Raw genomic sequence first — 22,720 nt, 5'->3', positions numbered from 1 at the left:
AAGACAACTCGCCGCTGCCGGGCCACGATGGTGGGCATGACGATGACCTGGGACGACGTGACCGCGTGGGCGCAGGAGGAGCTGCCGGAAACCGAGGTCGCGACCTGGTACCGCACGCCCGCGCTCAAGGTGGCGGGCAAGGGTTACGCACGGCTGCGCACCGAGGCCGAGGGCGGGCTGGTGCTGTTCGTCGGGCTCGACGAGAAGGCCGCGTTGCTCGCGTCCGGCGATCCGGCCTTCTTCACCACGCCGCACTACGACGGGCACGGCTCGATCCTCGTGCACCTCGACCGCGTCGACCCACAGCAGCTGCGCGAGCTGCTCACCGAGTCCTGGCGGTCGAAAGCCCCGGCGCGGCTCAGCAAATGACGATCGGCTGCGGCGAGTACGTCGTGCTGCGGCTTTCCTCGCGGACCTCGCCGCCGCTGGCCAGGTCGTAGAACACCCGGGTGTCGCTGACGGTGAACCCGGACGCGCCCGGCGACGCGTGGCACTGACCGTCCGGACCAGGTCCCAACTGCACCGGCGGCGGCACCTGGTTCGACGGCGCGCCGCTGCGGCCTTCGACGCGGAAGTGCTTGGTGCCCCAGATCTTCACCGTCACCGAACCGCCGCTTGCGCTCGCCTGGATCACGAAACCGGTCGGATCGTTGTTGGCCAGCTTGAGGTCCACGGCATTGCCGGAACTGTCCACAGCCGCCGCGTCGCGACCCGCTGGGTAGCGGTCGATGAAGTGGTCGTGCGCCGCGTGGCCGCCGTCGCCGAGCCCGGCCAGGTAAGCCGCGTTGTACAAAGTGGACGAAAGCTGCGACAGCCCGCCGCCGGTCACCGACGGCCCGGTGCCGTCCTCGTCGACCGGCGCGGAGGCGTACCCGCCGCCGCGATAGTCGTTGAGGCTGAACGACTCTCCCGGCTTCACGAGGACGCCGTTGATGCGTCCGGCGAGCGTGGCGACGTTGTCCGCGGCCGGACCGCTGAGCCCGCCGGTGGTGTACTCGCCGATGACCTCCTTGACTCCCAGCGCGTTCGCGCCGTCGGTGGTCAGGGTCGGGTGTTTCTGGTCGTAGGCGACCGGCAGATCGCGGCCGGCCGGCTTGGCGAGCACCGCGGTGAGGGTCTTGAAAGTGTTGGCCCAGTTGATCTTTCGGCCGTCCTCGGACGGGGTGACGGCCGGGACGCCGGAGTCGAGGGTGATCTGCGCGTCCTTGCTCTTCGCCTCGGTGGACGCCAGGTCCGGCTGGACGGCCGCGCGCAGCTTCTCCTGGTCGATCCGCAGTTCGAGACCGCCGCCCCCGTTGGGCTGGAACTGGAACGACGACGCGATCGCGGACGGCTCCAGCGTGCTGTCCTTGCCCTCGCCGTGCAGCACGACCGGCGCGGCGACCGCGGGCGCGACCACGGTGTCCAGCAACCGGTGCACGTCAGCGGAGGTGGTTTGGGGCGGGGTCACCGCCATCTTCACCGTGACCCCGCGCGGCGAAAGCCAGTCCGCGACCACGGCTTGCACCGCGGCCGGGACGTCGGACAGCTCCTGGCCCTGGCGCGGCTCGACCGCATACGCGGTGACCCCGTTGTTTTCCTTCGGCGTGAACCCGATGCTGCCCTCGACCAGCGGATGGTTGAGCTGCTTGCCGGCGAGCTGCTGGACCGCGTCGGTCACCTCGAGCTGGTCGCTGCGCGTCACGACGCCCACCTCGCGGGTGGTGAAGAACGACAGCAGCCGGGTGAGCGGGCTCCACGGCTGGTGCCCGGCCTGGGCGAGCGTGCCCGGCCAGTCGAGGCCGAGCCCGGAATCCGCGGGAACGAGCGTCCCGGTGACGTCCCCGGCGTGCACCGCCACCGGACGGGTCAGCCGGGGCTGGAGTTCGGTGTGCAGCTTGGCTTCCGCCTCGGCATAGGACAGGCCGCCGACGTCGATCCCGACCACCTGCACGCCGCGCGGCACGTCGCCGGCGCTGGTCATCAGGTCGACGGTGTAGAGCAGCACGAACAATCCGAGCAGACAGCCGACGATCATGAACGTGCGGCCGACGCGTTTGCGGAACCGGCGGAACGGCGTGTCCGGCGGCGGGGGCGCGTCGGCGACCGCGAAGATCTCCGTGGCCAGATCGGCTTCGCTGACCAGGGCGGGGTCGTTCAGCAGTTCGTCGCTCAGCGGGTCGTCGGCGAAAGCCGACGAACGGTCTTCTTCACGCAACGCCTGCCTCCCCTGGTACGGGAGCTACAGGTAAAGCCCCGTGCCGTGTTCGGTCCGCTCCGTGGCCACCGCGTGGATGTCGCGCTCGCGCATCACCAGATGGCCTTCGCCCTGGATCTCGACCTCGAGCTGGTCCTCCGGGTTGAACAGAACCCGGTCTCCCTGCTTGACGTTCCGCACGCTGTTGCCGACACCCAGTACATCACCCCACACCAGCCTGCGCGCGACTTGCGCGGTGGCGGGAATCACGATGCCGCCGCTGCTGCGGCGCTCGCCTTCCTCCTGCGACAACCGCACGAGGACGCGGTCGTGCAGCATCTGGATCTCGAGCTTGGGCGTGTCCGGCACGCCAGCCATGCTACTGACCGGTTGCCGGAGCCTTGGGCTCGCCCGCCATCATCAGGCTCAGCGACTTCCCCCCTCCGTTCTCGAACCGCACCGGAACGCCCCAGTCCTGCCGGGTGATCCGGCACGCCGGGTGCTCGCCGCCGTCGTCGCAGCTCGCGGCCTGCGCCACTACCTGCAAGACACCTTCGGTCGCGCCTTCGGCGAACTTGATCCGCCGAACGAGATCAGTTCCGACCCCGGCCCCGTCGGCGAGCAGTTCCGGCGGCGACGCGGTGATCTCCAGCCGCGTCGAAGGCCCGTAACGCTCGTCCAGCTTCTCGCCCGGCGGCGGGGCGAAGACGACGGAGAACTCGATCTCGCCGGGTGCGAGCACGGTCGGCGGTCGGCGCACGGCTTGCCGCGTGCCGGCGACAGCGGTCGCCTGGCCATTGCCCCCGAGCGGGGTAACCCGGTTGCCCGCCGACTCCACGACGTACAGCTCGCCGTCGTGGCGCACCAGGCCCTGCGGTTCGGCGAACCCGGTCGCGAGCGTCGTGACGTCGCGGGTGAACGGGTCGTAGCGGCGGATCGCGCCGTTGTAGGTGTCGGCGATCGCGACCCGGCCGTCGGGCAGCACGGCGAGGCCGAGCGGATGCTGCAGCAGCGCCTGGTCGGACGGGCCGTCGGCGTGGCCGAAGGTGAACAGGTCCGTGCCGACCGCGGTGTGCACGGCGAACGACTCGCCCGCCGGTTCGATCCAGCGCAGGGCCGAGGTTTCCGCGTCGACGAGCCACAGTTTCTGGCCGTCCACGGCGAATCCGGACGTCTGCGCGAAGAACGCCTCGTGCACATCGCCGTCGCGCAGGCCCTCGACGGTGGTGCCGGCGAACCGGCGGATGGCGCCGGAGACCGGGTCGAAGACGCTCAGCGTGTGGTTGCCGGCCATCGCGACGACCACGCCGCCCGCCGGGGCCCACCACGTGACGTCCCACGGGCTGGTGAGGTCGATGTCCAGCGCCTTGCCGGTGTCGGTGCCGTCGCGCCACTGTTTCCCGGTTCCGGCAACGGTTTTCACCTCGCCGGTGTTGAGGTCGAGGCCGCGTAGGCGGTGTCCGGCGGTGTCGGCGACGATCGCGTGGTACCCGGCGCGCTCGGCGACTTCGTTGGGCAGCAAGGCGATTCCGGACGGTTCGGCGAACTGGGCCAGGTCGAACGGCCCGTCCTGCGTCCCGCGCACGCCGCTGCCGAAGCGGCGGATGACGGTCTCGCCGTCCGAAGCGAACTCGACGATGGAGTGATGTCCGGTGTCCGCGACCAGAATCCGCCCGCCTGCGGTGACCACGGCCTTGCTGGGGAAACGCAGTTCCGTGCGCTGCTCCTCGACCGGCACGTACGGGCTGCCGCCGCGCCGGAGCGTGCCCTTCGCCTCGTGCTTGGCGACGAGGTCGGCGATCACGCGGCGTAGCGCCTCGCCGTGGCCTTCGCCCGCCGCGACGTGCACGACGTAGCCCTCGGGGTCGACGACGACCAGCGTCGGCCAGGCCCGTACGGCGTACTGCGACCACAGCTCCATCTTCGGGTCGTTGACCACCGGATGGTGCACCTCGTACCGGCGCACCGCGGCCTCGATCGACGTGCGCTCGCCCTCGCGGCTGAACTTCGGCGAGTGCACCCCGACGGTGACCAGGACGTCGGCGAATTCCTGTTCCAGCGGACGGAGTTCGTCCAGTACGTGCAGGCAGTTGATGCAGCCGCTGGTCCAGAAGTCCAGCAGCACTACGCGTCCGCGCAGTTGCGCCAGAGTCAGCCGGTGGCCGCCGGTGTTGAGCCAGACGTCGCCGGTCAGCTCGGGCGCGCGCACGCGGGCTTGCCGGGCTTGCGGTGAGGAAGTCACGGGAGGAGTGAACTACATCCGGTCACTCAGTGTTCCGTCAACCACGGCTGGAGAGAAGAACCTCACCCCGGCGAGGGAGCTCATTCCGGCGAAAAAGGGCGCGCGGACGCGGGCCGGCGCTACGTACGCTTCGGGCATGACACACGTTCAGCCGGCCGAAGCCTTCACCGTGGAGGAGGCCCGCATCCTGCAGCAGAATCTCGGCGAGCCCTTGCGGCCTGGCCTCACGCCCGCCGAACTGAGCGACGTCGAGGACCAGTTCGGGTTCACCTTTTCCGACGACCACCGGATTTTCCTCACCGCCGGGGTGCCAGTGGGCGACCGCTGGCCCGATTGGCGCCACGGCGACCCGGACCAGCTGCGCAAACGCCTGGACTGGCCGGTCGACGGCGTCCTGTACGACGTGGAGAACAACGACCTGTGGCTGCCCGAATGGGGCGCCCGGCCGCGGTCGATGTGCAACGCGCTGGCGGTCGCGCGACGGCACCTGGCGACGGTGCCGCAGCTCGTGCCAGTGTGCGGGCATCGGTATCTGCCCGCGACGGCAGGGGAATCCGGGTATCCGGTGCTCTCGGTGTACCAGACCGACGTGGTCTATTACGGCTGGGACCTGCGCAGTTACCTGCGGCACGAGTTCGGCGGGGAGCCGCTGGGGGAGGAACCCGCGAACGTCAAGGTCGTGGAGTTCTGGTCCCGGTTCGTGGAGTGAGCGCTACTCGACCGCGCTCTTGAGCCGCGCGAGCGTCTCCTCGATGTTGACGCGGTTGGTCACCGAACGGTCCTTGACCCCGGTGGCCACCACGGTCAACGGCGTGAACCAGCCGGGCCGCTGGTCCCACATGCTCTCGGTGACAACGCAGCCGTCGCCGGCGGGTTCGATCACGTACTCCCAGCGGGAGACCGGGATCGGCCCGAGCTTGACGTCGAAGGCGAACCGGCGTCCCGCGTCCGCGGCCGTGATGACGACCGTCGTGGACCACCGGCGCACCCCGCGCCGGTTGCTGCCGCGGAATTTCGCGCCGACGGCCGGGCTGGTCGCGCCGCCGAGCCAGCGGTGCCCGCAGTACTCGGTGGCCGCCCCCGCGAGCGCGCCCGGGTCGCTGACCAGCGCGTACACCTTCGCCGGAGCGGCGCTGACCTCGATCTGACCCGTCGCATCAGGACTCACATACCCAGAGTATGCGATCAGGACTCCCGACGCAGCATCCGGCTGACGCCCGCCGCGACCGTCGTCGCGAGGATCCAGCCGGACGCGGTGAACCCGGCCGCCACCCAGTTGTCCGCGCCGTGCATGTACCAGCGCGACTTGTTGCCGAAGTCGACGATCGGCACCAGCAGGTCGGCGGTGTAGATGACCGGGTTCCACTGCAGGCCGGAGTCCTGCTGGTTGACCAGGCAGCGCGGGCCGCTGGTCATGTAGCGGCCGGTGTGGTCATTGACGCAGTCGTCCTTGCCGAGGCCGAACCACAGGCTGCCGAGGACCAGCAGCGTGAACAGCCAGCCGAGCGCGCGCACCGGGCGGAAGCCGTAGCCGACCATCGACCGTTGCAGCCAGCTCCACGCGCGGACGCCGGGTCCGAAGAACTTGAAGCCCTTGGCGAGCGCTTCGTAGCGGAACTGCTGCTTTCGCAGGGCGACCGTCGAGGCGTGCTCTTCGTTTCCGGCCGCGCGCAGGGTCGCGGCGAGCTGGTCGTAGGGGCCTGGTCGGTAGCCGCGCATTGCCTTGCGCAGCAACTCGATCCGGTGGTCCAGCGCTTTGTCGTCATCGAGGGCGATGCCGTGTTTCAAGGCGTCGTAACGGAAATCATCGAGTTCGAGACCGTCGGTGGCGTTCCAGATCTCCTCGTTGTCGGCGAGCGCACCGCAATGCGCCCTGCGCAACCGCACCGAACCGGTCGGCGGCTCGGCGGGAGAGAGGATGAACTCGTCCGCGGTGACGTCGCTGGCGTCGAGCGCGATGTCGTGCGGGGCAAGAGATCCGAGCTTCGCACCGTTCATGTCGAGCCTTCGCGCGATCTGCGCGCCGTCGAGGTTCACGCCGCCCTCAGCGAGGAACGGGCGGTCTTTGTCCTCGGTGAGCACCAGGTCGCGGCCGATCCGCGCGGTACGGATGTCGAGGGAGAAACTGCTCGATTTCCGTTGCCCTGGCTCGGTGAGCAACGTGCCGAACATATTCACGCTGCCGCCGACTTCCGCGCCCTGGAGCCGCAGTGTGCCCTTCACGGTGGCGTCCGTCAGCTGGAAATTCCCGGAGATTTTGGCCCTGCGCGCGGAAAACGCATCTCGTCCCGGGTGCAGGAACATCGAATTCCAGGCGAGGAAGTTGCCGCCGACCGTGATGTCCGCGAGCCGCAACTGCCCGATCGGCACGCGGAGATTGGTCGCCTCGATGTCGCCGCCGATGGTGGACCCGTCGAGGTGGAGCGCGCGGTCGTAGTACGGCGTCGCACGGCCGCGCACCATGGTGATCTCCGCGCCCGCGAGCCTCAATGACCCGCCGATGCGCGCGTTGACCATCCTCAGGGTGCCAAATGCCCGGAGCCCGTCGGACAACTCGAGATTTCCGTCGACCTTCAGCCGATCCGCGACCAACGCCGGCCGCGGATCGAGGTACGGATCCCCGGACTTCCACGCGTCCATCACGATCGGGCCTCGTTGGTCGACCTCAAGCCGCGCCTCGCGCAGGACGATGTCACTGTCCACAGTGGCGCTCGGCAGATAGAGGACTCCCTTGGCGGAGAACCTTTTCCGCTCACTCGCCGGACCGTAATTGTCGACCTCGCACAGCAGACTGCCGCCAATATGCAGCCCGTTCCCGTTGAACGCGAAGCCGTCCGGATTGTCGAACGTCGCCCCGGAAAAGTTCACGTTACCGCCGGTCCGCATGCCCGGCAGCCGAACCTCGCCCTTGGCGACCATGCGATAAGCCAGCAGGGCCCCGGTAATCACCAGGCGGTCGCCCTGGATCGCCTTGCCGTGCGGATGGCTGATCGTGGTCCGGGTGAGCACGACCGACCCGTCGATCACCGCGTCGGTGAGATTGACCGCGGCATTGGGCATCCCGCGCTCGCGATCGTCCCCGCGCTGCACGGTGGTCGTCTCCACCTCGAATTCGTCCGCCGCGATTTCCACGGTGCTGCGAATGAGCCGCACATCATTCCGGCTGCGCAAATTACGCGCGCGTAGCCCGGGAAGCCAGCATTTCCGGAAAACGAGCCCGAGAAGCGTCGCCTCCCGCACGTCCGGCGGATGCTCGAACCGGCAGCGTTCGAATTGGAAGAGAAAATTGAGATCGGCGGCGCGAAGATCGAGTGTGCCGGTGATGTAGGCGTCCTCGACCAGCACGATCGGCGCGTTGGTGGCCTGCCGTCTCCAGCGAAGGATGCCGCTGCTGCCAGGTTTCAGCAGGTCCGCGGCCTTCACCTCGTACCGCTTGTCGGGAACCCCGGCAAACGGATCAAGCGGCGGCAAGGTCGTATCGGTCGGCACGAGCCCCTTCTCCCCACGATCGTCGGCCCTCAGGGAATCGGATCAACGGCGGATGGGCAAGGGGCCGGGCGGAGTAGTGCCCGGTCGTCCTTCTTGGCGGTCACTGACTGCTTGCGGATGACTACTGAATTGATCCACTGCGGTGTGGTCCACTCTGTCGGGCTCATCCGCCAGGGAGAGGGCTCTTTCCTGCCCCTCAGGCTGATTGCCCAGGTCGAGGTCCTATTCGGCAAGCGGGTGCCCGCATCGGTCGATCTTGCCCGAACCCCCTTCCTGAGCGGTTCGTGCCTGCTAGAGTCACTTCCCGAAGCTGACCAGAAACAGAGGGTAGGCCGCACCCAGGAAACCGCGGCCCGTGCGGGGAGGCACGACATGCCAGACGGAACGAACAGCGGACTGCAGGGCGTCCAGAACCAGATCATCTCGACAGCCCCGACCGCTCCTCCGCCCGGATCAGGGTTTATCCCGGGAGCCAACGCGGCCGCGCCGCCGCCTCCGCCGCCGGACTACGAGGCGCTGGGCAAGAAACAGGCCTCGGCCGACTTCGCCGCCGCGTCCGGCAACCAGGGCTGGGAATTCGACCCGGCCGCGATCGACGAGGTCATCAAGAGCCTGGAAGACAGCCTTGATGGCGACCATCAGATCGCCAGTGAAAAAGCCAGCATGCTGACGCAGATCATCCCGCCAGGAGCAGAAGTCGGAAGTCAAGGCTATGCCGACGTGGCGAACAAGTCAGGAGTGGCGTACAGCAACTTTCTGACCGGGGCGGTCAAGTACATCCAAGCGTATGTGGACACCTTGAAGCAGATCCGCACCGCTTACCAGAACAACGACCAGAACGCCAAGGACCAGCTCCGTGCTGCTGGAAAGGTTGACTAAATGCGCCCCCGCAATTCCCTGGCAGCGATGATCACCGCAGGCGCCCTCGCGTCGATCACAGCGTGCGGCGGGCCGACTAACGGCACCGCGGCACCGTCGTCGCCTTCAGATACCGCTCCCGCTTCCTCGGCGAATCTCGCTCCCAAGGTCGACCAGCCGATCAGCAACACCGCTGGAGTCGAGACCGATCCGTGCTCCGCGGTCAGCACCGCCACCGTCGAAAGCGCCGCCAGCAAAGTCAAGAACTCCCGGACCAACACCTCGAATCTCGGCAACACCTGCGTCTGGATCTTCGAAAACAGCGGCGGGAACGTCAGCGCCGGCGTGGTGACCGCGAACAAGCAAGGCGTCAACGCCCTCTACATCCAGAACTCCCGGGGCGGCCTCACCACTTTCAAACCGCAGCCACCGATCTTGGGCTACCCCGCCGTGGTCTATGCCAACGGCGGAGAAACCGAGGGGTCCTGCAACCTCGCGGTCGGCATCCGAGACGACGTGACGTACACGGTTATCGCTCAGCTTCGCCACGATAGTCCCGTTTACAGCGATTCCTGCGGCATGGCGACCAAGATCGCCTCTGCCGCCATCACGCATCTGAAGGGTCAATGACATGACCTACAGCGGATGGGAAATTTACACCAAGACTCATGAACCGGGCGACACTTCGACTCTGGACGGTGCTCGTGACGCGTCCAGCGGGCTCAAGACCATCCACGAAAACGTCGTCCGGACTCTGACCGAGAGCCAGGCGAAGCTCAACGCGTTCTGGAAGGGACAGGCCGCGGAGACCGGTGCCGCCGGGCTGACGCCGTTGATCCAGAGTTCGCAGATCGCCGCGGAAAACATGGACCGGGCGCACCGCTCCATGCAGGAACAGTCCGACGCGTTCAGGTACGTCAAGCAAAATGCCCGGCAGGTCGCCAAGGATCGGCCGGACGACCAGAAGCTGTCTGACTATGTCTCGATCGGTGCCAGCGACGACGAGAAGGCTGCGGCGCAGTTCGATTCGGACACCAAGTTCAACGTCGAACTGTACGAGCCTTATTACCAGAGCACGCAGCCACGCAAGAGCACGTTGGCTCCGGATTATCCGGCCGCGCATGATCCCAATGTGTCGGCGACCGGCATCACTCCGGATCCCTCGACGCCTGGAACCGCGACCGGGCGGATCGGCTCCGGGATCGGTCATCATTCGTCCGGTGGTGGTTCGTCGCACAACTACGGCGGTGGCTACAGCAGCGGCCCCAGCACCTACTCCGCTCCTCCCGGCGCGGCTGGCATGCAGGCGCCTCCGCCGCCCGGGCATAGCGGGGTCGTGACTCCGCCCGTTACGACACCACCGAATGACAGCACCAGGGCGGCTTGGGCTGATCCCACGCCGCCTCCGTCCACGCCTCCCACCTGGCAGCCGCCGTCCTCGCTGCCGGGCGGTGGGAATCCTGGGACTGGCGGGTTGAACGGCGGTTTCGGTCCGGTCAGCGGGTTCGGCGGTGGCTTCGGGCCGACCGCTGGCGGGAGTGGCAGTGGTGGCTTCGGGCCCGGTGGGTCCGGTTCCGGTGGCGCGGGTAGCAGCGCCGGACCGCGGGGTGTCGGAGGCGGTACCGGTGCGGGGGCGCTCGGCGAGGGTGCAGGGGCAGCTCGGCCGGGTGCGGGCGGTGCTGGCGCGGCCGGAGCGAAAGGGCAGCCCGGGATGGGCGGCATGGGTGGCGGCGGCAAGGGCGGCAAAGGCCCCGAGGACGAGGAACACCAGCGCAAGATCCTGCTGGCCGAAGAAGACCCGGATTCGATTTTCGGGGGTTACGACGGCAATCGGCCTACGCCGCCGGTGATCGGGGCTTAGCGGAATGGCAAGGGGGAGGGAAAGTCGGTGCTGCGCAAGCCCGTTGAGCTGAGCCTGCAAACCTTCGAAGTGCTGCTGGAACGCCTGAACCTCGGCGACATCCACCCGACGCTGGTCCGCGGCGCTCTGTGGTACTCGCCGGAGGAAAGGCGGCAACTGGCTGCTGACACTGACCGCGAGCTGCACAATGTCGGTCTGATGCAGCGTGGACGGCTCAGCGACGAGTTCGTCGAGACGATGCATCTGCTGCAGCGGCCGGGTGTCGAGTACTACTCGTGGGTGAAATCGGAGCGTGGCGAGCGGACGGTGCGCGCCGCCGCGAGCGGTCGGGACGCGGCGACTGTTGTTGCGGTGAACCAGAAGTTGTATATCGCGCCGTGTTCGGCGGATACGTTGGTTCGGGAGTTCATCGCGCTGCTGCCGGAGGCTCCGGCTGCGCGGGTTCTCTCGCTTAACTGTTCCGACGAGGACCTCAACCTGGTCAAGAGCGGCAGCCAGCCGTCTGGGCGGACGAGTCCGAGTGTTCGGGACGCCAAGCAGGTATTGCAGTGGCTAGATAAGCCGCATACGTACTTTGGGCGGCTGTACGTCGCGGTCCGGGACAGTCGCGGGAAGCGGCGGCGCAACGAGAATCCGCCGGGGTGGGCGGATATGGAAGAGGGGCGGATCCTGTTCGGGGTGGACAAATCCGGATGGATCAGCTTGGCCGGGGCTGGGCCGCAGGAGATGGCTAAGAAGGTGCAGCAGTTGGAGAATGAGCTGCGTTCTGGACGGTGAGCTGCCCGTCACCGCTAACAGCTTCTCTACGTTGCCCGGACGGACACCGGAAATCCGCCACCTGAAGTCCACACACCGCTCATAAAAAAGGCCGCCCGGATAATCTCCGGGCGGCCTCCACAAGCCTCAAGCGTTCGGATTCAACACCCGAGCCAAGAACGACTTCGTCCGTTCATGCTTCGGATCCCCGATCACCTCATCCGGAGAACCGGACTCCACGACAACCCCACCGTCCATGAAGAAGACCTTGTCGGCTACCTCGCGGGCGAACTGCATTTCGTGGGTCACCACGACCATCGTCATGCCGTCCTTCGCAAGTTGGCGCATGACGCCTAGGACGTCGCCCACCAGTTCTGGGTCCAAAGCGGACGTTGGCTCGTCGAAGAGCATCAGCTTCGGTTGCATCGCCAGCGCGCGTGCGATGGCGACCCGTTGCTGCTGGCCGCCCGAAAGCTGGCCGGGGTAGGAACGGGCCTTGTCTGCCAGGCCGACTCGGTCCAGCAGTTCCAAGGCCCGCTCCCGGACCTGCGCCTTCGGTTCCCGGCGGACCTGGACCGGGGCCTCCATGACGTTTTCCAGCGCTGTCATGTGCGGGAACAGATTAAACCGCTGGAAAACCATGCCGATGTTCTTGCGCTGCGCCGCGATTTCCTTGTCACGCAGCTCGTGCAACCGGCCGCCGCGTTCGCGGTAGCCGACTAGCACTCCGTCGACATACAGTCTGCCCGCGTCGATTTTCTCCAGGTGGTTGATGCAGCGGAGCAGGGTGGACTTGCCGGAACCGGACGGGCCGATCAGGCAGAGCACCTCTCGGTCGTGCACTTCCAGGTCGATGCCCTTGAGCACGTCCAGGGAGCCGAAGCTCTTGCACACCTTTTGCGCGGAAACGACGGGAGTCACTGGACGCTACCTCCGCTTCCGCTGCCGCCGCTGCCGAAGCGGAAGCCCAGCATTCGCGACCCCCACTTGTTCCGCTGTGCGGTCGCCCGTGAAGTGCCGCGGGCGAAATACCGCTCGATGTAAAGCTGCACGATCGTCAGCACCGACGTCATGAACAAATACCACGTCGCCGCGACGATCAGCAGCGGGACTGTCTTGTAGTTCTGCGAATAAATCGTCTGCGCCGACACGAACAGCTCGAAGTATCCGATGACGACGACCAGCGACGTGGTCTTCAACATCGAGATGGTCTCGTTGCCGGTGGGCGGGATGATCACCCGCATCGCCTGCGGCAGGATGATCCGGCGCAAGGTCTTGCCCCGGCTCATGCCCAGTGCGGACGACGCTTCCAGCTGACCGCTGTCGACGGACTGGAGGCCGCCGCGGACGATTTCCGCCATGTACGCCGCCTCGTTCAGGCCGAGGCCCAGCAACGAGGCGACGAACTGGTTGATCAGGGTGTTCGTGTCCCAGCTGATGAAGGTCGGCCCGAACGGAATGCCGAGTCCGATCTTCGGGTACGCCAGCGCCAGGAAGTTCCAGATCACCAGCTGAGCGATCAACGGCGTGCCGCGGAACAACCAGATGTAAATCGACGCCGCGCCCGACATCAGCAGGTTCGGCGACAGTCGCATCACCGCGAGCAGTACGCCGCCGACAATGCCGATGAGCATCGAGAGCACCGTGAGCAGCAACGTGTTCCGCAGGCCATTGATAATCCGGCCGTCGAAGAGGTACTCGCCGACGACCGGCCACTGCAACGCGGAATTCGTGACAACACTGCGGATCACGATGAACGCGACGAACACGATGATCACGCCGGCGATCCAGCGTCCGTAATGCCGGACCGGGACCGCCTTGATCGGGGTGGTGTCGACCTCCTGCCAGGAATCGGCGGGGCCGGGGGGAGTGGACACGAGTAACTAAGTCCTCAGTTTCGTCAGGAAGCGGACGGGTTGATCTCCGACTTGGTGATGGCACCGGAACCCGACAAGCCCCACTTGTCGAGGATCTTCTTGTAGATTCCGCTGTCGATCAGCTTCTGCACGGCGCCCTGGATCGCCTTGCCGAACTCGCCGCTGCCCTTCGGCAGCACGATCCCGTACGGCGCGGTGTCGTACGGCGCGCCCGCGGACTCGAGCTGGCCGCCGGTCTGCTTCACCGCGTAGTCGATCACCGGCGAGTCGGCCAGCTCGGCCTGCACGCGCTTCGCGGTCAGCGCCAGGTTCACGTCGGTCTGCGCCTGGAACTGGGTGATGTTGATCGGCTGCTTGCCCGCCTTGGTGCACGCGGTGTTGCGCTTGCCGAGATCGTCGACCTGCGTGGTGCCCTTCTGCACGGCCACATTCTTACCGCACAGGTCGTCCACCGACAGCTTGTCCGGATTGCCCTTGAGCACCGCGAGCGAGGTGCCGGCGCTGTAGTACGAGATCATGTCGACGGTCTGCATCCGCTCGGCGTTGATCGTGAACGACGAGATGCCCATTTCGTACTTCTTCGCCGAAATACCGGGAATGATGCCGTCGAACGCCGAGTTCTGGAACTCCGTCTGCACGCCGAGCACCTGGCCGACCGCGGTGGCGAGGTCGACGTCGAAGCCGGTCGCCTTGCCGTTCTCGACGAATTCGTTCGGCGGGTAGGTCTGGTCCTGCCCGATCACGATCTTGCCGTCGGCCTTGATGTCGGCGGGCACCATCCCGGCCAGCGCCGCGTCCTTCTGCGCGGCCGGCGCCGCGTCGCCGCCGGGAGCCTGGCTGGCGCCGGCGTCGGTGCCGCCGGCTCCGTTGCCGCCCGCGCCGCACGCCATCGTCATGCCGACCAGCGCGAAAGCGGGGAGAAGGGCGAGCGCCTTCATTTGCTGTCCTCGGGCCACTTCGTCACTCCTCGTAGTTCTCAAGGGCTGAGAGCTGGCATATTGCCACCCGGAAGCGGGTATGCACAGCACTGCTGCGTCACGGGGAAGTTTCGCACAGGACTTGCCGGAAGACGGGTGTCACGGCCGTCCGGCGCGGTAAGTCAGGATGTCTCCCATGAACAGCAACCCCGGTCCCCGGCTGCCGCCAGCCGGACGACGTGCGCGAACGGTGAAAGGCCGCCGCGCGGCCCGGCCCGGCGCGCAGTTCGACGGATACCTCGCCCCGGAGCGGCCGCACGCCGGCGCGTACGACGAGATGTTCGCGCCCGACGGCACGGTCCGCGGGCCGTACCGAGCGCTGTACGGCTCGATCGCCGCCCTCGACGCCAGCGACCTCACCAACCGCTCGCAGGCCCTCGACCGGGCGATGGTGGACCAGGGGATCACGTTCTCGCTCTCCGGCCAGGAACGGCCGTTTCCGCTCGACCTCGTGCCCCGCGTCATCCAGGCGACCGAATGGTCCCGGCTCGAACGCGGCGTGACCCAGCGTGTCCGGGCGCTGGAGGCGTTCCTCGCCGACGTCTACGGCGACCGGCAGATCCTGCGCGACGGCGTCCTGCCGCGCAGGCTGATCACCTCGTGCGAGCACTTCCACCGCGAGGCCTACGGGATCAAACCGCCCAACGGCGTGCGGATCCACGTCTCCGGCGTCGACCTCGTCCGCGACGAGGAGGGCACTTTCCGGGTCCTGGAGGACAATCTCCGCAACCCGTCCGGCGTGTCCTACGTGATGGAGAACCGGCGCACGATGGCGCGCGTGTTCCCGGACCTGTTCGCGCGACACCGGGTCCGGCCGGTCGGTGACTATGCGTCACACCTGCTTCGCGCACTGCGAGCGGCGGCCGCGCCGAACGTCGCCGACCCGATGGTCGTCGTGCTCACCCCCGGCGTCTACAACTCGGCCTACTTCGAGCATTCGCTGCTCGCCCGGCTGATGGGCGTGGAGCTCGTCGAGGGCCGCGACATGTTCTGCCGCGACAACGTGGTCTACCTCCGCACCACCGAGGGCGAACGCCAGGTCGACGTGATCTACCGGCGGATCGACGACGAATTTCTCGACCCGGTGCACCACCGGCCGGATTCGGTGCTCGGCGTCGCGGGCATCCTCAACGCGGCCCGCGCGGGCAACGTAGTGGTGGCGAACGCGGTCGGCAACGGCGTCGGGGACGACAAGCTCGTCTACACCTACGTGCCGGAAATGGTGCGCTACTACCTGAACGAGAAACCCATTCTGCCCAATGTGGACACTTTCCGCTGCTGGCTGCCCGACGAGTTCGACCACGTCATGCAGCACGCCGACGAATTGGTGATCAAACCGGTCGAAGGTTCCGGCGGATACGGCATCGTCTTCGGACCGGACGCGTCCAAAAAGGAGCTGGACGCGTTGCGCCGCAAGGTGCGCGCGAACCGGCGCGGCTGGATCGCGCAGCCGGTGGTGCAGCTGTCGACCGTTCCGTCCAAGGTGGACGACCGGCTCGCGCCGCGGCACGTGGACCTGCGGCCGTTCGCGGTCAACGACGGCAAGGAAATCTTCGTTCTTCCCGGCGGGCTCACCCGGGTCGCGCTGCCCGAGGGCAGTCTGGTGGTGAACTCGTCGCAGGGCGGCGGTTCGAAGGACACCTGGGTGCTCGCTTCGCGGTCCTCGACGTCGGAGCAGGAACTCGACCGTCCCGCGCTCGGCGACGTGTCCGTTGTGGACGGTGTCGCCGCGGAACAGGGCCCGGAACTGTCCACGTCGCAGCAGCAACAACAGCAGCAACAGAGCTGAGGGAGGGAAAACATGATGCTGGCCCGCAACGCGGAGTCGCTGTACTGGATCGGCCGTTACGTCGAACGCGCCGACGACACCTCCCGCATCCTGAACGTCTCGGTGCATCAGCTGCTGGAAGACGCGAGCGTCGATCCGGACCACGTCAGCCGGCAACTGCTCGCCGTGCTCGGCATCCCGTTCGACGCGGGCGACGCGCTCGACGTGTGGAAGCTGACCGAACTGGTCGCCTACGCGAAGGACAATCCCTCCTCCATTGTCGGTTCGATCAACTCCGCGCGAGAGAACACCCGCGGCGCGCGGGAGGTCGTTTCGACCGAGCTGTGGGAATGCCTGAACGCGACCTGGAACGCGGTGCCGGACCGGCAGCGTTACGCCCGCCGCGCCGGACCGCACGCCTTTCTGTCCTTTGTGGAGGAACGGGCGGCGATGTTCGCCGGGCTCGCCGATTCCACGATGAGCCGCGACGACGGCTGGCTGTTCCTCGTGCTCGGCCGATCGGTCGAACGCGCGGACATGGTGGTGCGGCTGCTGCTTTCGCGCGTTTCCGACCGCGCGTCGTCGCCGGGGTGGATGACCGTGCTTCGCTCAGCGGGCGCGCAGGACACGTACTTGCGCACCAACCGCGGCGCACTCGACGCGGCTCGCGTGGTCCAATTCCTGCTCAGGGACACGTTGTTCCCGCGTTCGGTATTCCACGCGCTGCGCCAGGCGGAGGATTGTTTACGCCAGCTCGATCCGGGAATCAACGCCCGGGGCAACGAAAAGTCCGAGGCCGTCCGGCTGCTCGGCCGCGCCCGCAGCGAGCTGGAATTCCTCCACCCCGCGGCACTGCTGGACGACCTGCCCCGGCGGCTGCGCGGATTGCAGGAAGCGATCAAGGAAGTCGGGGAAGCAGTGTCCATTCAGTACTTCCACACGTCGCCGTGGGTGGCGTGGAGCGGTGCGGAGGTGTCCCTGTGAGCTGGCAATTGCGGGTGACGCACCGGACCGGCTATCGGTACGCGACCCCGGCCACCCAGTCGTACAACGAAGCTCGGCTCACCCCGCGCTCCGACCGGCGGCAGACCACGTTGGCCACTCGCATCGAAACCTCCCCGGCCACCCGGGCCTACCGCTACACCGATTACTGGGGCACCGACGTCACCTCGTTCGACCTGCACGCGCCGCACACCGAGTTCACCGTGCTCGCCACGTCGGTCGTGGAGACCGCGGACGAGGCGGAACCCGTGCGTTCGGCGACGTGGAAGGAACTGCAGAGCGAGACCGTCCGCGATCAGCGCACGGAGTATTTGACGCCGACGCCGTACACCCCGAACGACCAGGAACTGTCCAAACAGGCCCGAGCGCTGCGCAAGGGATTGGACCCGGCGGACGCGGTGCTCGCGATCTGCGGCTGGGTGAACGAGCAGCTGAAATACCAGCCCGGCACCACCGGCGTGCACAGCACGGCGACCGATTCGTGGCGGGCGCGCGAGGGTGTGTGCCAGGACTTCGCGCACGTCTCGCTGGTGATGCTGCGCGCGATAGGCATCCCGGCGCGGTACTGCTCGGGCTACCTGCACACCAAGCCGGAGGCCAAGCTCGGCGAGAAGGTGGAGGGCGAAAGCCACGCCTGGGTCGACGTGTGGACCGGCGGCTGGTGGGCGCACGACCCAACGAACGCGATCCCGGTCGGGCCGCGGCACGTGTGGGTCGCGACCGGCCGCGATTACGCGGACGTGGCTCCGTTGAAGGGGATCTTCACCGGGGCCAGCCAGTCCACTTTGGATGTCTCGGTGGAACTGACCAGGATGGCTTGATCACGCGGTCTGGCGGCGCCGGGAAACGGTCAACAGCCACAACAGATACCCGCCGCCCAGCGCCGCCGCGACGACGCCCACCGGCAACAGCGAAGCGTCCAGGACCCGCTGGCCCACGAAGTCCGCCGCCAGCACCAGCACCGCGCCCATCGCCGCGGAGGCGAGCAGGTTCGGTCCCGGTCGACGGGTCAGGCGGCGGGCGAGTTGCGGCGCGGCAAGGGCGACGAACGGGATCGGCCCGGCCGCCGCGGTCGCGGAAGCGGCCAACGCGACCGCCGCCAGCAGCACCACCGCACGCACTCGCGGCACTGCGACGCCCACTGCAACAGCGGCGTCGTCGCCCATTTCCAGCATTCGCAGCGCGGGCTGGTGCACGAAGATGAACGGCGCGAGCACCACGACGGCCAGGCACAGCGGGATGAAGTAGTTCCAGTCACGACCGGCGAGATCGCCGGTCAGCCAGCCGACCGCCTGCGCCGCGGCTTCGAGTTTCGCTTGCACCAGCAGGTAACCGTTCACCCCGGCCAGCACCGCGCTCACCGCGATGCCCAGCAGCACCAGCCGTGAGCTGAGCAAACCGTGCGGCGCGCACAGCGCGGTGACCAGCAACGCGGTGAGCAGGCCGCCCGCGACCGCGCCGACCGACACCAGACCGGGGCCCGCGCCGAACAGCAGGATCATCATGATCCCGCCGGTCGCCGAGCCGGTGGTGAAGCCGATGATGTCCGGGCTGCCGAGCGGATTCCGGGTCACGGTCTGGAAGACCGTGCCGGCCAGCGCGAGCGCGACGCCGACGAAGATCGCCACCAACGCGCGCGGCAACCGACCGGTGACGACCAGGTACTGCGCCTTCGTGCCGGATCCGGCGAGCGTCTTCAGCACTTCGAGCGGCGACATCTCGTAATCGCCGGTGCCCACGGCGAGTACCAGAAGCACCGCCGCCACCAGCGTCAGCAGTCCGACGACCACCCACGTCCTCATCGCCGCACCGCCTTCAACCGCCGCGCCACGATCACGAAGGCGATGCCGCCGATCACGTCCGTCATCAGGCCCACCTGGATTTCGCCGTTGCCGCCGAGCAGCCGGCCGAGCACGTCGCAGCCGAGCAGCAGTACCGGCCCGAGCAGCGCGGACAACGGAAGCACCCACCGTTCGTCCTGGCCGACCAGCGCGCGCACGACGTGCGGGATCATCAGCCCGACAAACGCGATGGGACCGCACGCCGCGGTCGCGGTCGCGGAAAGCAGGCCGACCGCGATCATGCCGACCGCGCGGGTCAGCACCGGATTCGCGCCGAGCCCGCGTGCGCTGTCGTCCCCGAGCGCGACCGCGTTGAGCGGCCGGGCGAGCACTCCCGCGACCACCAGGGCGGCCAGGAAGAACGGCAGCAGCCCGGCGAGGCTGTCGAGGTTCCGGTTCACCAGCGAGCCGACGAGCCAGTACCGCATCTGGTCGAGGCTGTGCGTGTTGATCATCTGCATGCCCTGGTTGATCCCGACGAACACGGCCTGCACCGCGACGCCCGCGAGCACCAGCCGCAGCGGGCTCACCGAGCCGCCGATCACCGTGACCAGGACCGTTCCGGCCAGCGCGCCGAAGAAGGCGAACCACACCAGCTGCTGCGGCGAAGACACCGAGAACACCGCGCCGCCCAGCACGATCGCGACCGCCGCGCCGTGGTTGATGCCGAGCAGGCCGGGGTCGGCGACCGGGTTGCGCGTGATCGCCTGCAGCAGCGCGCCGGCCAGCCCGAGCCCGACGCCGACGGCCAGCCCGAGCAGCGTCCGCGGCAGCCGGTCGTCGCGGATCACCACGTCCTCGAACGTGCCGCTGTAGGAGAACAAGGCGTGCCAGACGCTGCCGAGCGGCAACCGGTTGGAGCCGAAGGCGATGGACAGCACCACGACCGCGACGAGGGCGACGAGCGCCGCGACCAGGACTGTCGCGCGGACGCCCCAGCGCCGGGATGTGACGCGCTCCCCAAGCAGGACCATGGCGTTCACCCTAAGGCAAGGCTAACCTCAGGCGGTACCTCACCCGATCCTCCGGAGTTCCGATGACCCTCTCACCGGCGCGGCTGTCCCGCCGCGGTTTTCTCGCCGGCACCGCCGCCGCGGGCGCCCTCGGCCTGCTGAGCGCCTGCGGGTACAAAGACGACCAGCCCGCTGCCGGCGGCGGCGCGACGTGGTCCTTCACCGACGACCGCGGCCGCAAGCTCAGCGGCGAACGTCCACAGCGGATCGTCGCACAGGTGACCGCCGCGGCCGCGCTCTGGGACTTCGGCGTGAAATCGGTGGGGATCTTCGGCCCGTCGAAGCTGCCGGACGGCAAGACCGATCCGCAAGCGGGCGGCGTCGACCTGACGTCGGTGACCTCGCTGGGCAACGTCTGGAACGAGTTCAACTTCGACAAGTTCGTGTCGCTGAACCCGCAACTGCTGGTCAGCGTGATGTACCTGAAGCAGCAGATGTGGTACGTGCCGGACACCTTGGCGGACAAGGTGGACAAGGCCGCGCCGAGTGTCGGCATCGGACTGCAGGACATCGCGATGCCGCAAGGGATCGCGAAGTTCGAGGCGCTCGCGAAAGCCCTCGGCGCGAACGTCGCGACGCCGGAAATCCAGCAGGCGAAGGAGAAGTACGAGGCCGCGGACGCCAAGTTCGCCGAAGCGGTCAAGAAGACGGCCGGGCTGAAGGTCGTGCTGCTGTCCGCGCAGAAGGACACGGTGTACGTGGCCAACCCTTCGAAGTTCGCGACCTCGAAGCACTACCAGGACAAGGGAATGCACTTCGTCCTGCCGGAGAAGCCCGACGAGAGCCAGGGCGGCTACTACGAGCAGGTGAGCTGGGAGAACGTCGGCAAGTACTCAGCCGACGTGATCATGTACGACTCGCGCGGCGGTTCGCTGTCGCTCGGCCCGGACGGCCTCGGCGGCGTCCCGACCTGGCAGCAGCTGCCCGCGGTGAAGGCGGGCAAGCTGATCCCGTGGAACAACGAGACGCCGTTCTCGTACCAGCGGTTCGCACCCGAGCAGACCCGGGTCGCCGACGCGCTGGCCAAGTTCGCCTGACGTGCGAATGCCTGCGCCGGAGCGAAACCGGCGCAGGCATTCACGCGAACCGTCAGCTGCGGGCGTGCGCGTCCAGGAGGTGCGCCACCGCTTCGGTGACCTGCTGGGCGTAGTCCAGGTTGAGCCACTCGTCGGGCACGTGGATGTTCGAGTCCGCCCCGCACGCGCCGGTGACCAGGAACTGCGCCTCCGGATACTTCTCGCCGAGCAGGCCCATGAACGGGATCGACCCGCCCATGCCCGCGGCGCGGTGCGGACGGCCGAACACCTCGTCGTCGACCCGGCGCAGCGCGTCGGTGAGCCACGCGGCTTCCTCCGGCGCGTTCCAGCCGTTCTCCGCCTGCTGGTCCTCGGCGATGGTGACCTTCGCGCCGTACGGAACATCCGTGGTCAGCACCCGCTTGATCGCCGCCAGCGCGTCGTCCGCGACCGCCGTGGGCGGCAAGCGGAAGCTGAGCGTGAGGGTGGTGCTCTGCCGCAGCACGTTGCCCGCTTCGGCGGGCAGCGGGAGCCCTTCGCCGCCGATGATCGACAGCGTCGGCCGCCAGTAGTTGTTCAGCAGCAGCTCAAGCGCGTCCTCGGACACCGTCTTTCCGCCGCTCACCAACGGGAACGCGGTGCGCAGCGCGTCCGGGGCCACCTCCGCGACCGCCTCGATCTCGGCGCGGCGGCTGGCCGGCACCTCGACGTTCAGCTCGGACAGCTTGATCTCGCCGGTTTCCGAGTTCTCGATGCGCTCCAGCAGCTGCCGCAGCACGCGGAACGAGCTGGCGACGACGCCGCTGGCCAGGCCGGAGTGCTGCGCGGTGGCGAGCAGCTGGACGTTGACCGTCAGGTGCACCATGCCGCGCAGGCTCGTCGTGAGCCACAACCGCTCGTAGTCCATGCCGCCCGCGTCGAGGCACACGACGAGGCTGACTTCGCCGAGCCGCGCGCTCAGGTGCTCCAGGTAAGCGGGCAGGTCCGGGCTGCCGGATTCCTCGCCGGTTTCCAGCAGCAGCGCGATGCGCGCGTGTTCGCCGCCGGCCGCGTGCACTGCTTCCAGCGCGGCACTGGCCGCGTACCCGGAGTAGCCGTCGTCCACCGAACCGCGGCCGTACAGCCGTCCGTCACGGATCACCGGCGTCCACGGGTCGAGGCCCTCGGACCAGCCGCCGACCGGGGGCTGCTTGTCCAAGTGGCCGTACATCAGGACGGTGCCCTTGTTCGTCGCGCCCGGGGTGGCCGGCACGTCGACGAACAGCAGCGGGGAACGGCCTTCCAGCTCGACGACCTCGATCCGCGCGCCCGGCAGGTCACGCCCCTCGAGGTAGGTCTTGACGTGCTGGACGGCGGCGGCGAGATGCCCGGTCGACGCCCAGTCCGCGTCGAACGCCGGGGACAGCGCGGGGATCGCGACCAGACCGGACAGGCTCGGCGTGACGTCGTTGATCCACGTCGAGACCACGGATTCGCGTACGGATTTTTGTTCCACAGCGCCATCTTGCCACGGTGACCGACGTCACCGGCACGAGTGAACGTCTCGAGTGCTCAGTCCGCTTAGCCGAGCCGCCGTCGCCCGCGAGGGCAGGTAGGACGCGGGATGGCCGCCCGACCATCGCCTCTCCCATACTCGGGCTTCCAAGCGTTTCCCCTGTTCAGCGAGGTTTTCTCAGCAACAAATCAGCAACTGCCGCTCTCCATCGGAGCAATTCTCGTGCCAGGATGTGGCCACGAACCGTCAACGCCGACGGTGGCCGGGAGCCTCGGACCCGAGGAGCCGGTCCCCGCCGGTGCAGTCGCTGTGGCCGCCACAAGCGGCCGCTCGCGGCGCCGACACCGAG

At 67.9% G+C, this 22,720-nt stretch carries 21 protein-coding genes; 10 read left to right on the top strand and 11 right to left on the bottom strand.

The window, feature by feature from the left end; genetic code table 11:
- The first annotated feature begins 27 nt into the window (after positions 1-27).
- Positions 28-369, top strand: a complete 342-nt coding sequence (locus tag FKO37_RS04160; protein WP_374204189.1) for an MmcQ/YjbR family DNA-binding protein — start codon at positions 28-30, stop codon at positions 367-369.
- On the opposite strand, the gene FKO37_RS04155 is transcribed toward FKO37_RS04160, so the two are convergent.
- The 3 genes from FKO37_RS04155 to FKO37_RS04145 are packed head-to-tail and all read right to left on the bottom strand — an operon-like array spanning position 359 to position 4,385.
- Positions 359-2,197, bottom strand: a complete 1,839-nt coding sequence (locus FKO37_RS04155; RefSeq protein ID WP_238603761.1) for a VanW family protein — start codon at positions 2,195-2,197, stop codon at positions 359-361. The genes FKO37_RS04160 and FKO37_RS04155 overlap by 11 nt on opposite strands.
- A 24-nt stretch (positions 2,198-2,221) precedes the next feature.
- Positions 2,222-2,554 carry a co-chaperone GroES gene (locus tag FKO37_RS04150; RefSeq protein WP_037808959.1) on the bottom strand — a complete coding sequence of 111 codons (333 nt, stop codon included), beginning with the start codon at positions 2,552-2,554 and terminating at the stop codon, positions 2,222-2,224.
- 1 nt (position 2,555) lies between these two features.
- Positions 2,556-4,385 (bottom strand): thioredoxin-like domain-containing protein, encoded by a 1,830-nt coding sequence (locus FKO37_RS04145; protein ID WP_134727766.1) that lies wholly within the window; start codon positions 4,383-4,385, stop codon positions 2,556-2,558.
- A 169-nt stretch (positions 4,386-4,554) separates the two neighbouring features.
- Between FKO37_RS04145 and FKO37_RS04140 the strand changes: the two genes are divergently transcribed.
- Positions 4,555-5,127: a hypothetical protein gene (locus FKO37_RS04140; RefSeq protein ID WP_043831743.1), complete on the top strand. Its 573-nt coding sequence runs from the start codon at positions 4,555-4,557 to the stop codon at positions 5,125-5,127.
- Positions 5,128-5,130: 3 nt separating this feature from the next.
- Here the strand turns inward: FKO37_RS04140 and FKO37_RS04135 are convergent, their stop codons facing one another.
- Positions 5,131-5,586: an SRPBCC family protein gene (locus FKO37_RS04135; protein ID WP_037808960.1), complete on the bottom strand. Its 456-nt coding sequence runs from the start codon at positions 5,584-5,586 to the stop codon at positions 5,131-5,133.
- 17 nt (positions 5,587-5,603) lie between these two features.
- On the bottom strand, positions 5,604-7,907 hold the full coding sequence (locus FKO37_RS04130) for a hypothetical protein (protein ID WP_037808961.1): 2,304 nt from the start codon (positions 7,905-7,907) through the stop codon (positions 5,604-5,606).
- 117 nt (positions 7,908-8,024) lie between these two features.
- Between FKO37_RS04130 and FKO37_RS04125 the strand changes: the two genes are divergently transcribed.
- Genes FKO37_RS04125 through FKO37_RS04110 form a run of 4 tightly spaced genes read left to right on the top strand, consistent with a single transcriptional unit; the run spans position 8,025 to position 11,403 of the window.
- Positions 8,025-8,786, top strand: a complete 762-nt coding sequence (locus FKO37_RS04125; protein ID WP_238603760.1) for a hypothetical protein — start codon at positions 8,025-8,027, stop codon at positions 8,784-8,786.
- Between the two features lie 27 nt (positions 8,787-8,813).
- Complete coding sequence (locus tag FKO37_RS04120) at positions 8,814-9,395, top strand: DUF3558 domain-containing protein (RefSeq protein WP_238603759.1); 582 nt, start codon at positions 8,814-8,816, stop codon at positions 9,393-9,395.
- Between the two features lies 1 nt (position 9,396).
- Entirely contained in the window at positions 9,397-10,626 is a 1,230-nt protein-coding gene (locus FKO37_RS47095) for a hypothetical protein (protein WP_255806946.1), read from the top strand.
- Between the two features lie 27 nt (positions 10,627-10,653).
- A complete protein-coding gene (locus FKO37_RS04110) occupies positions 10,654-11,403 on the top strand; it encodes an ESX secretion-associated protein EspG (protein WP_037808967.1) in 750 nt (249 codons plus the stop codon).
- A gap of 126 nt (positions 11,404-11,529) precedes the next feature.
- Here the strand turns inward: FKO37_RS04110 and FKO37_RS04105 are convergent, their stop codons facing one another.
- Genes FKO37_RS04105 through FKO37_RS04095 form a run of 3 tightly spaced genes read right to left on the bottom strand, consistent with a single transcriptional unit; the run spans position 11,530 to position 14,197 of the window.
- On the bottom strand, positions 11,530-12,303 hold the full coding sequence (locus FKO37_RS04105; RefSeq protein WP_037808968.1) for an amino acid ABC transporter ATP-binding protein: 774 nt from the start codon (positions 12,301-12,303) through the stop codon (positions 11,530-11,532).
- On the bottom strand, positions 12,300-13,259 hold the full coding sequence (locus FKO37_RS04100) for an amino acid ABC transporter permease (protein WP_037808969.1): 960 nt from the start codon (positions 13,257-13,259) through the stop codon (positions 12,300-12,302). The genes FKO37_RS04105 and FKO37_RS04100 overlap by 4 nt, the downstream gene beginning before the upstream one ends.
- 23 nt (positions 13,260-13,282) lie before the next feature.
- Positions 13,283-14,197 carry an ABC transporter substrate-binding protein gene (locus tag FKO37_RS04095; protein WP_238603758.1) on the bottom strand — a complete coding sequence of 305 codons (915 nt, stop codon included), beginning with the start codon at positions 14,195-14,197 and terminating at the stop codon, positions 13,283-13,285.
- 166 nt (positions 14,198-14,363) lie between these two features.
- On the opposite strand from FKO37_RS04095, the gene FKO37_RS04090 reads away from it, so the two are divergent.
- From FKO37_RS04090 to FKO37_RS04080, 3 genes are read left to right on the top strand one after another with little or no spacing between them, the layout of a single operon-like run.
- Positions 14,364-16,025, top strand: a complete 1,662-nt coding sequence (locus FKO37_RS04090) for a circularly permuted type 2 ATP-grasp protein (protein ID WP_037808973.1) — start codon at positions 14,364-14,366, stop codon at positions 16,023-16,025.
- A gap of 15 nt (positions 16,026-16,040) precedes the next feature.
- Positions 16,041-16,988 carry an alpha-E domain-containing protein gene (locus FKO37_RS04085; RefSeq protein WP_009085091.1) on the top strand — a complete coding sequence of 316 codons (948 nt, stop codon included), beginning with the start codon at positions 16,041-16,043 and terminating at the stop codon, positions 16,986-16,988.
- The gene (locus FKO37_RS04080; protein ID WP_037808975.1) at positions 16,985-17,827 is read left to right on the top strand and encodes a transglutaminase family protein; all 843 of its coding nucleotides are present in this window, start codon (positions 16,985-16,987) and stop codon (positions 17,825-17,827) included. Before FKO37_RS04085 ends, FKO37_RS04080 begins: the two co-directional genes overlap by 4 nt.
- Here the strand turns inward: FKO37_RS04080 and FKO37_RS04075 are convergent, their stop codons facing one another.
- Positions 17,828-18,808, bottom strand: coding sequence for an iron chelate uptake ABC transporter family permease subunit (locus tag FKO37_RS04075; protein WP_238603757.1), 981 nt, complete (start codon positions 18,806-18,808; stop codon positions 17,828-17,830).
- Positions 18,805-19,821: an iron ABC transporter permease gene (locus FKO37_RS04070; protein ID WP_037809425.1), complete on the bottom strand. Its 1,017-nt coding sequence runs from the start codon at positions 19,819-19,821 to the stop codon at positions 18,805-18,807. The genes FKO37_RS04075 and FKO37_RS04070 overlap by 4 nt, the downstream gene beginning before the upstream one ends.
- 62 nt (positions 19,822-19,883) lie before the next feature.
- Between FKO37_RS04070 and FKO37_RS04065 the strand changes: the two genes are divergently transcribed.
- Positions 19,884-20,897 carry an ABC transporter substrate-binding protein gene (locus tag FKO37_RS04065; RefSeq protein ID WP_238603756.1) on the top strand — a complete coding sequence of 338 codons (1,014 nt, stop codon included), beginning with the start codon at positions 19,884-19,886 and terminating at the stop codon, positions 20,895-20,897.
- Positions 20,898-20,949: 52 nt separating this feature from the next.
- On the opposite strand, the gene FKO37_RS04060 is transcribed toward FKO37_RS04065, so the two are convergent.
- Entirely contained in the window at positions 20,950-22,371 is a 1,422-nt protein-coding gene (locus FKO37_RS04060; RefSeq protein WP_238603755.1) for a M20/M25/M40 family metallo-hydrolase, read from the bottom strand.
- Positions 22,372-22,720: the final 349 nt, after the last annotated feature.

It is taken from the genome of Amycolatopsis sp. Poz14, from assembly GCF_006704225.1.
GTDB lineage: Bacteria > Actinomycetota > Actinomycetes > Mycobacteriales > Pseudonocardiaceae > Amycolatopsis > Amycolatopsis nivea.
Note: the sequence above shows the minus strand (reverse complement) of the source record. Positions and strands in the feature narration are given on the sequence as shown.

Coding starts and splice junctions, on each gene's coding strand:
- FKO37_RS04125 (WP_238603760.1), top strand. CDS start 8,025: ATGACTACTGAATTGATCCACTGCGGTGTGGTCCACTCTGTCGGGCTC.
- FKO37_RS04120 (WP_238603759.1), top strand. CDS start 8,814: ATGATCACCGCAGGCGCCCTCGCGTCGATCACAGCGTGCGGCGGGCCG.
- FKO37_RS04090 (WP_037808973.1), top strand. CDS start 14,364: ATGTCTCCCATGAACAGCAACCCCGGTCCCCGGCTGCCGCCAGCCGGA.
- FKO37_RS47095 (WP_255806946.1), top strand. CDS start 9,397: ATGACCTACAGCGGATGGGAAATTTACACCAAGACTCATGAACCGGGC.
- FKO37_RS04150 (WP_037808959.1), bottom strand. CDS start 2,554: ATGGCTGGCGTGCCGGACACGCCCAAGCTCGAGATCCAGATGCTGCAC.
- FKO37_RS04075 (WP_238603757.1), bottom strand. CDS start 18,808: ATGAGGACGTGGGTGGTCGTCGGACTGCTGACGCTGGTGGCGGCGGTG.
- FKO37_RS04160 (WP_374204189.1), top strand. CDS start 28: ATGGTGGGCATGACGATGACCTGGGACGACGTGACCGCGTGGGCGCAG.
- FKO37_RS04085 (WP_009085091.1), top strand. CDS start 16,041: ATGCTGGCCCGCAACGCGGAGTCGCTGTACTGGATCGGCCGTTACGTC.
- FKO37_RS04065 (WP_238603756.1), top strand. CDS start 19,884: ATGACCCTCTCACCGGCGCGGCTGTCCCGCCGCGGTTTTCTCGCCGGC.
- FKO37_RS04070 (WP_037809425.1), bottom strand. CDS start 19,821: ATGGTCCTGCTTGGGGAGCGCGTCACATCCCGGCGCTGGGGCGTCCGC.
- FKO37_RS04095 (WP_238603758.1), bottom strand. CDS start 14,197: ATGAAGGCGCTCGCCCTTCTCCCCGCTTTCGCGCTGGTCGGCATGACG.
- FKO37_RS04140 (WP_043831743.1), top strand. CDS start 4,555: ATGACACACGTTCAGCCGGCCGAAGCCTTCACCGTGGAGGAGGCCCGC.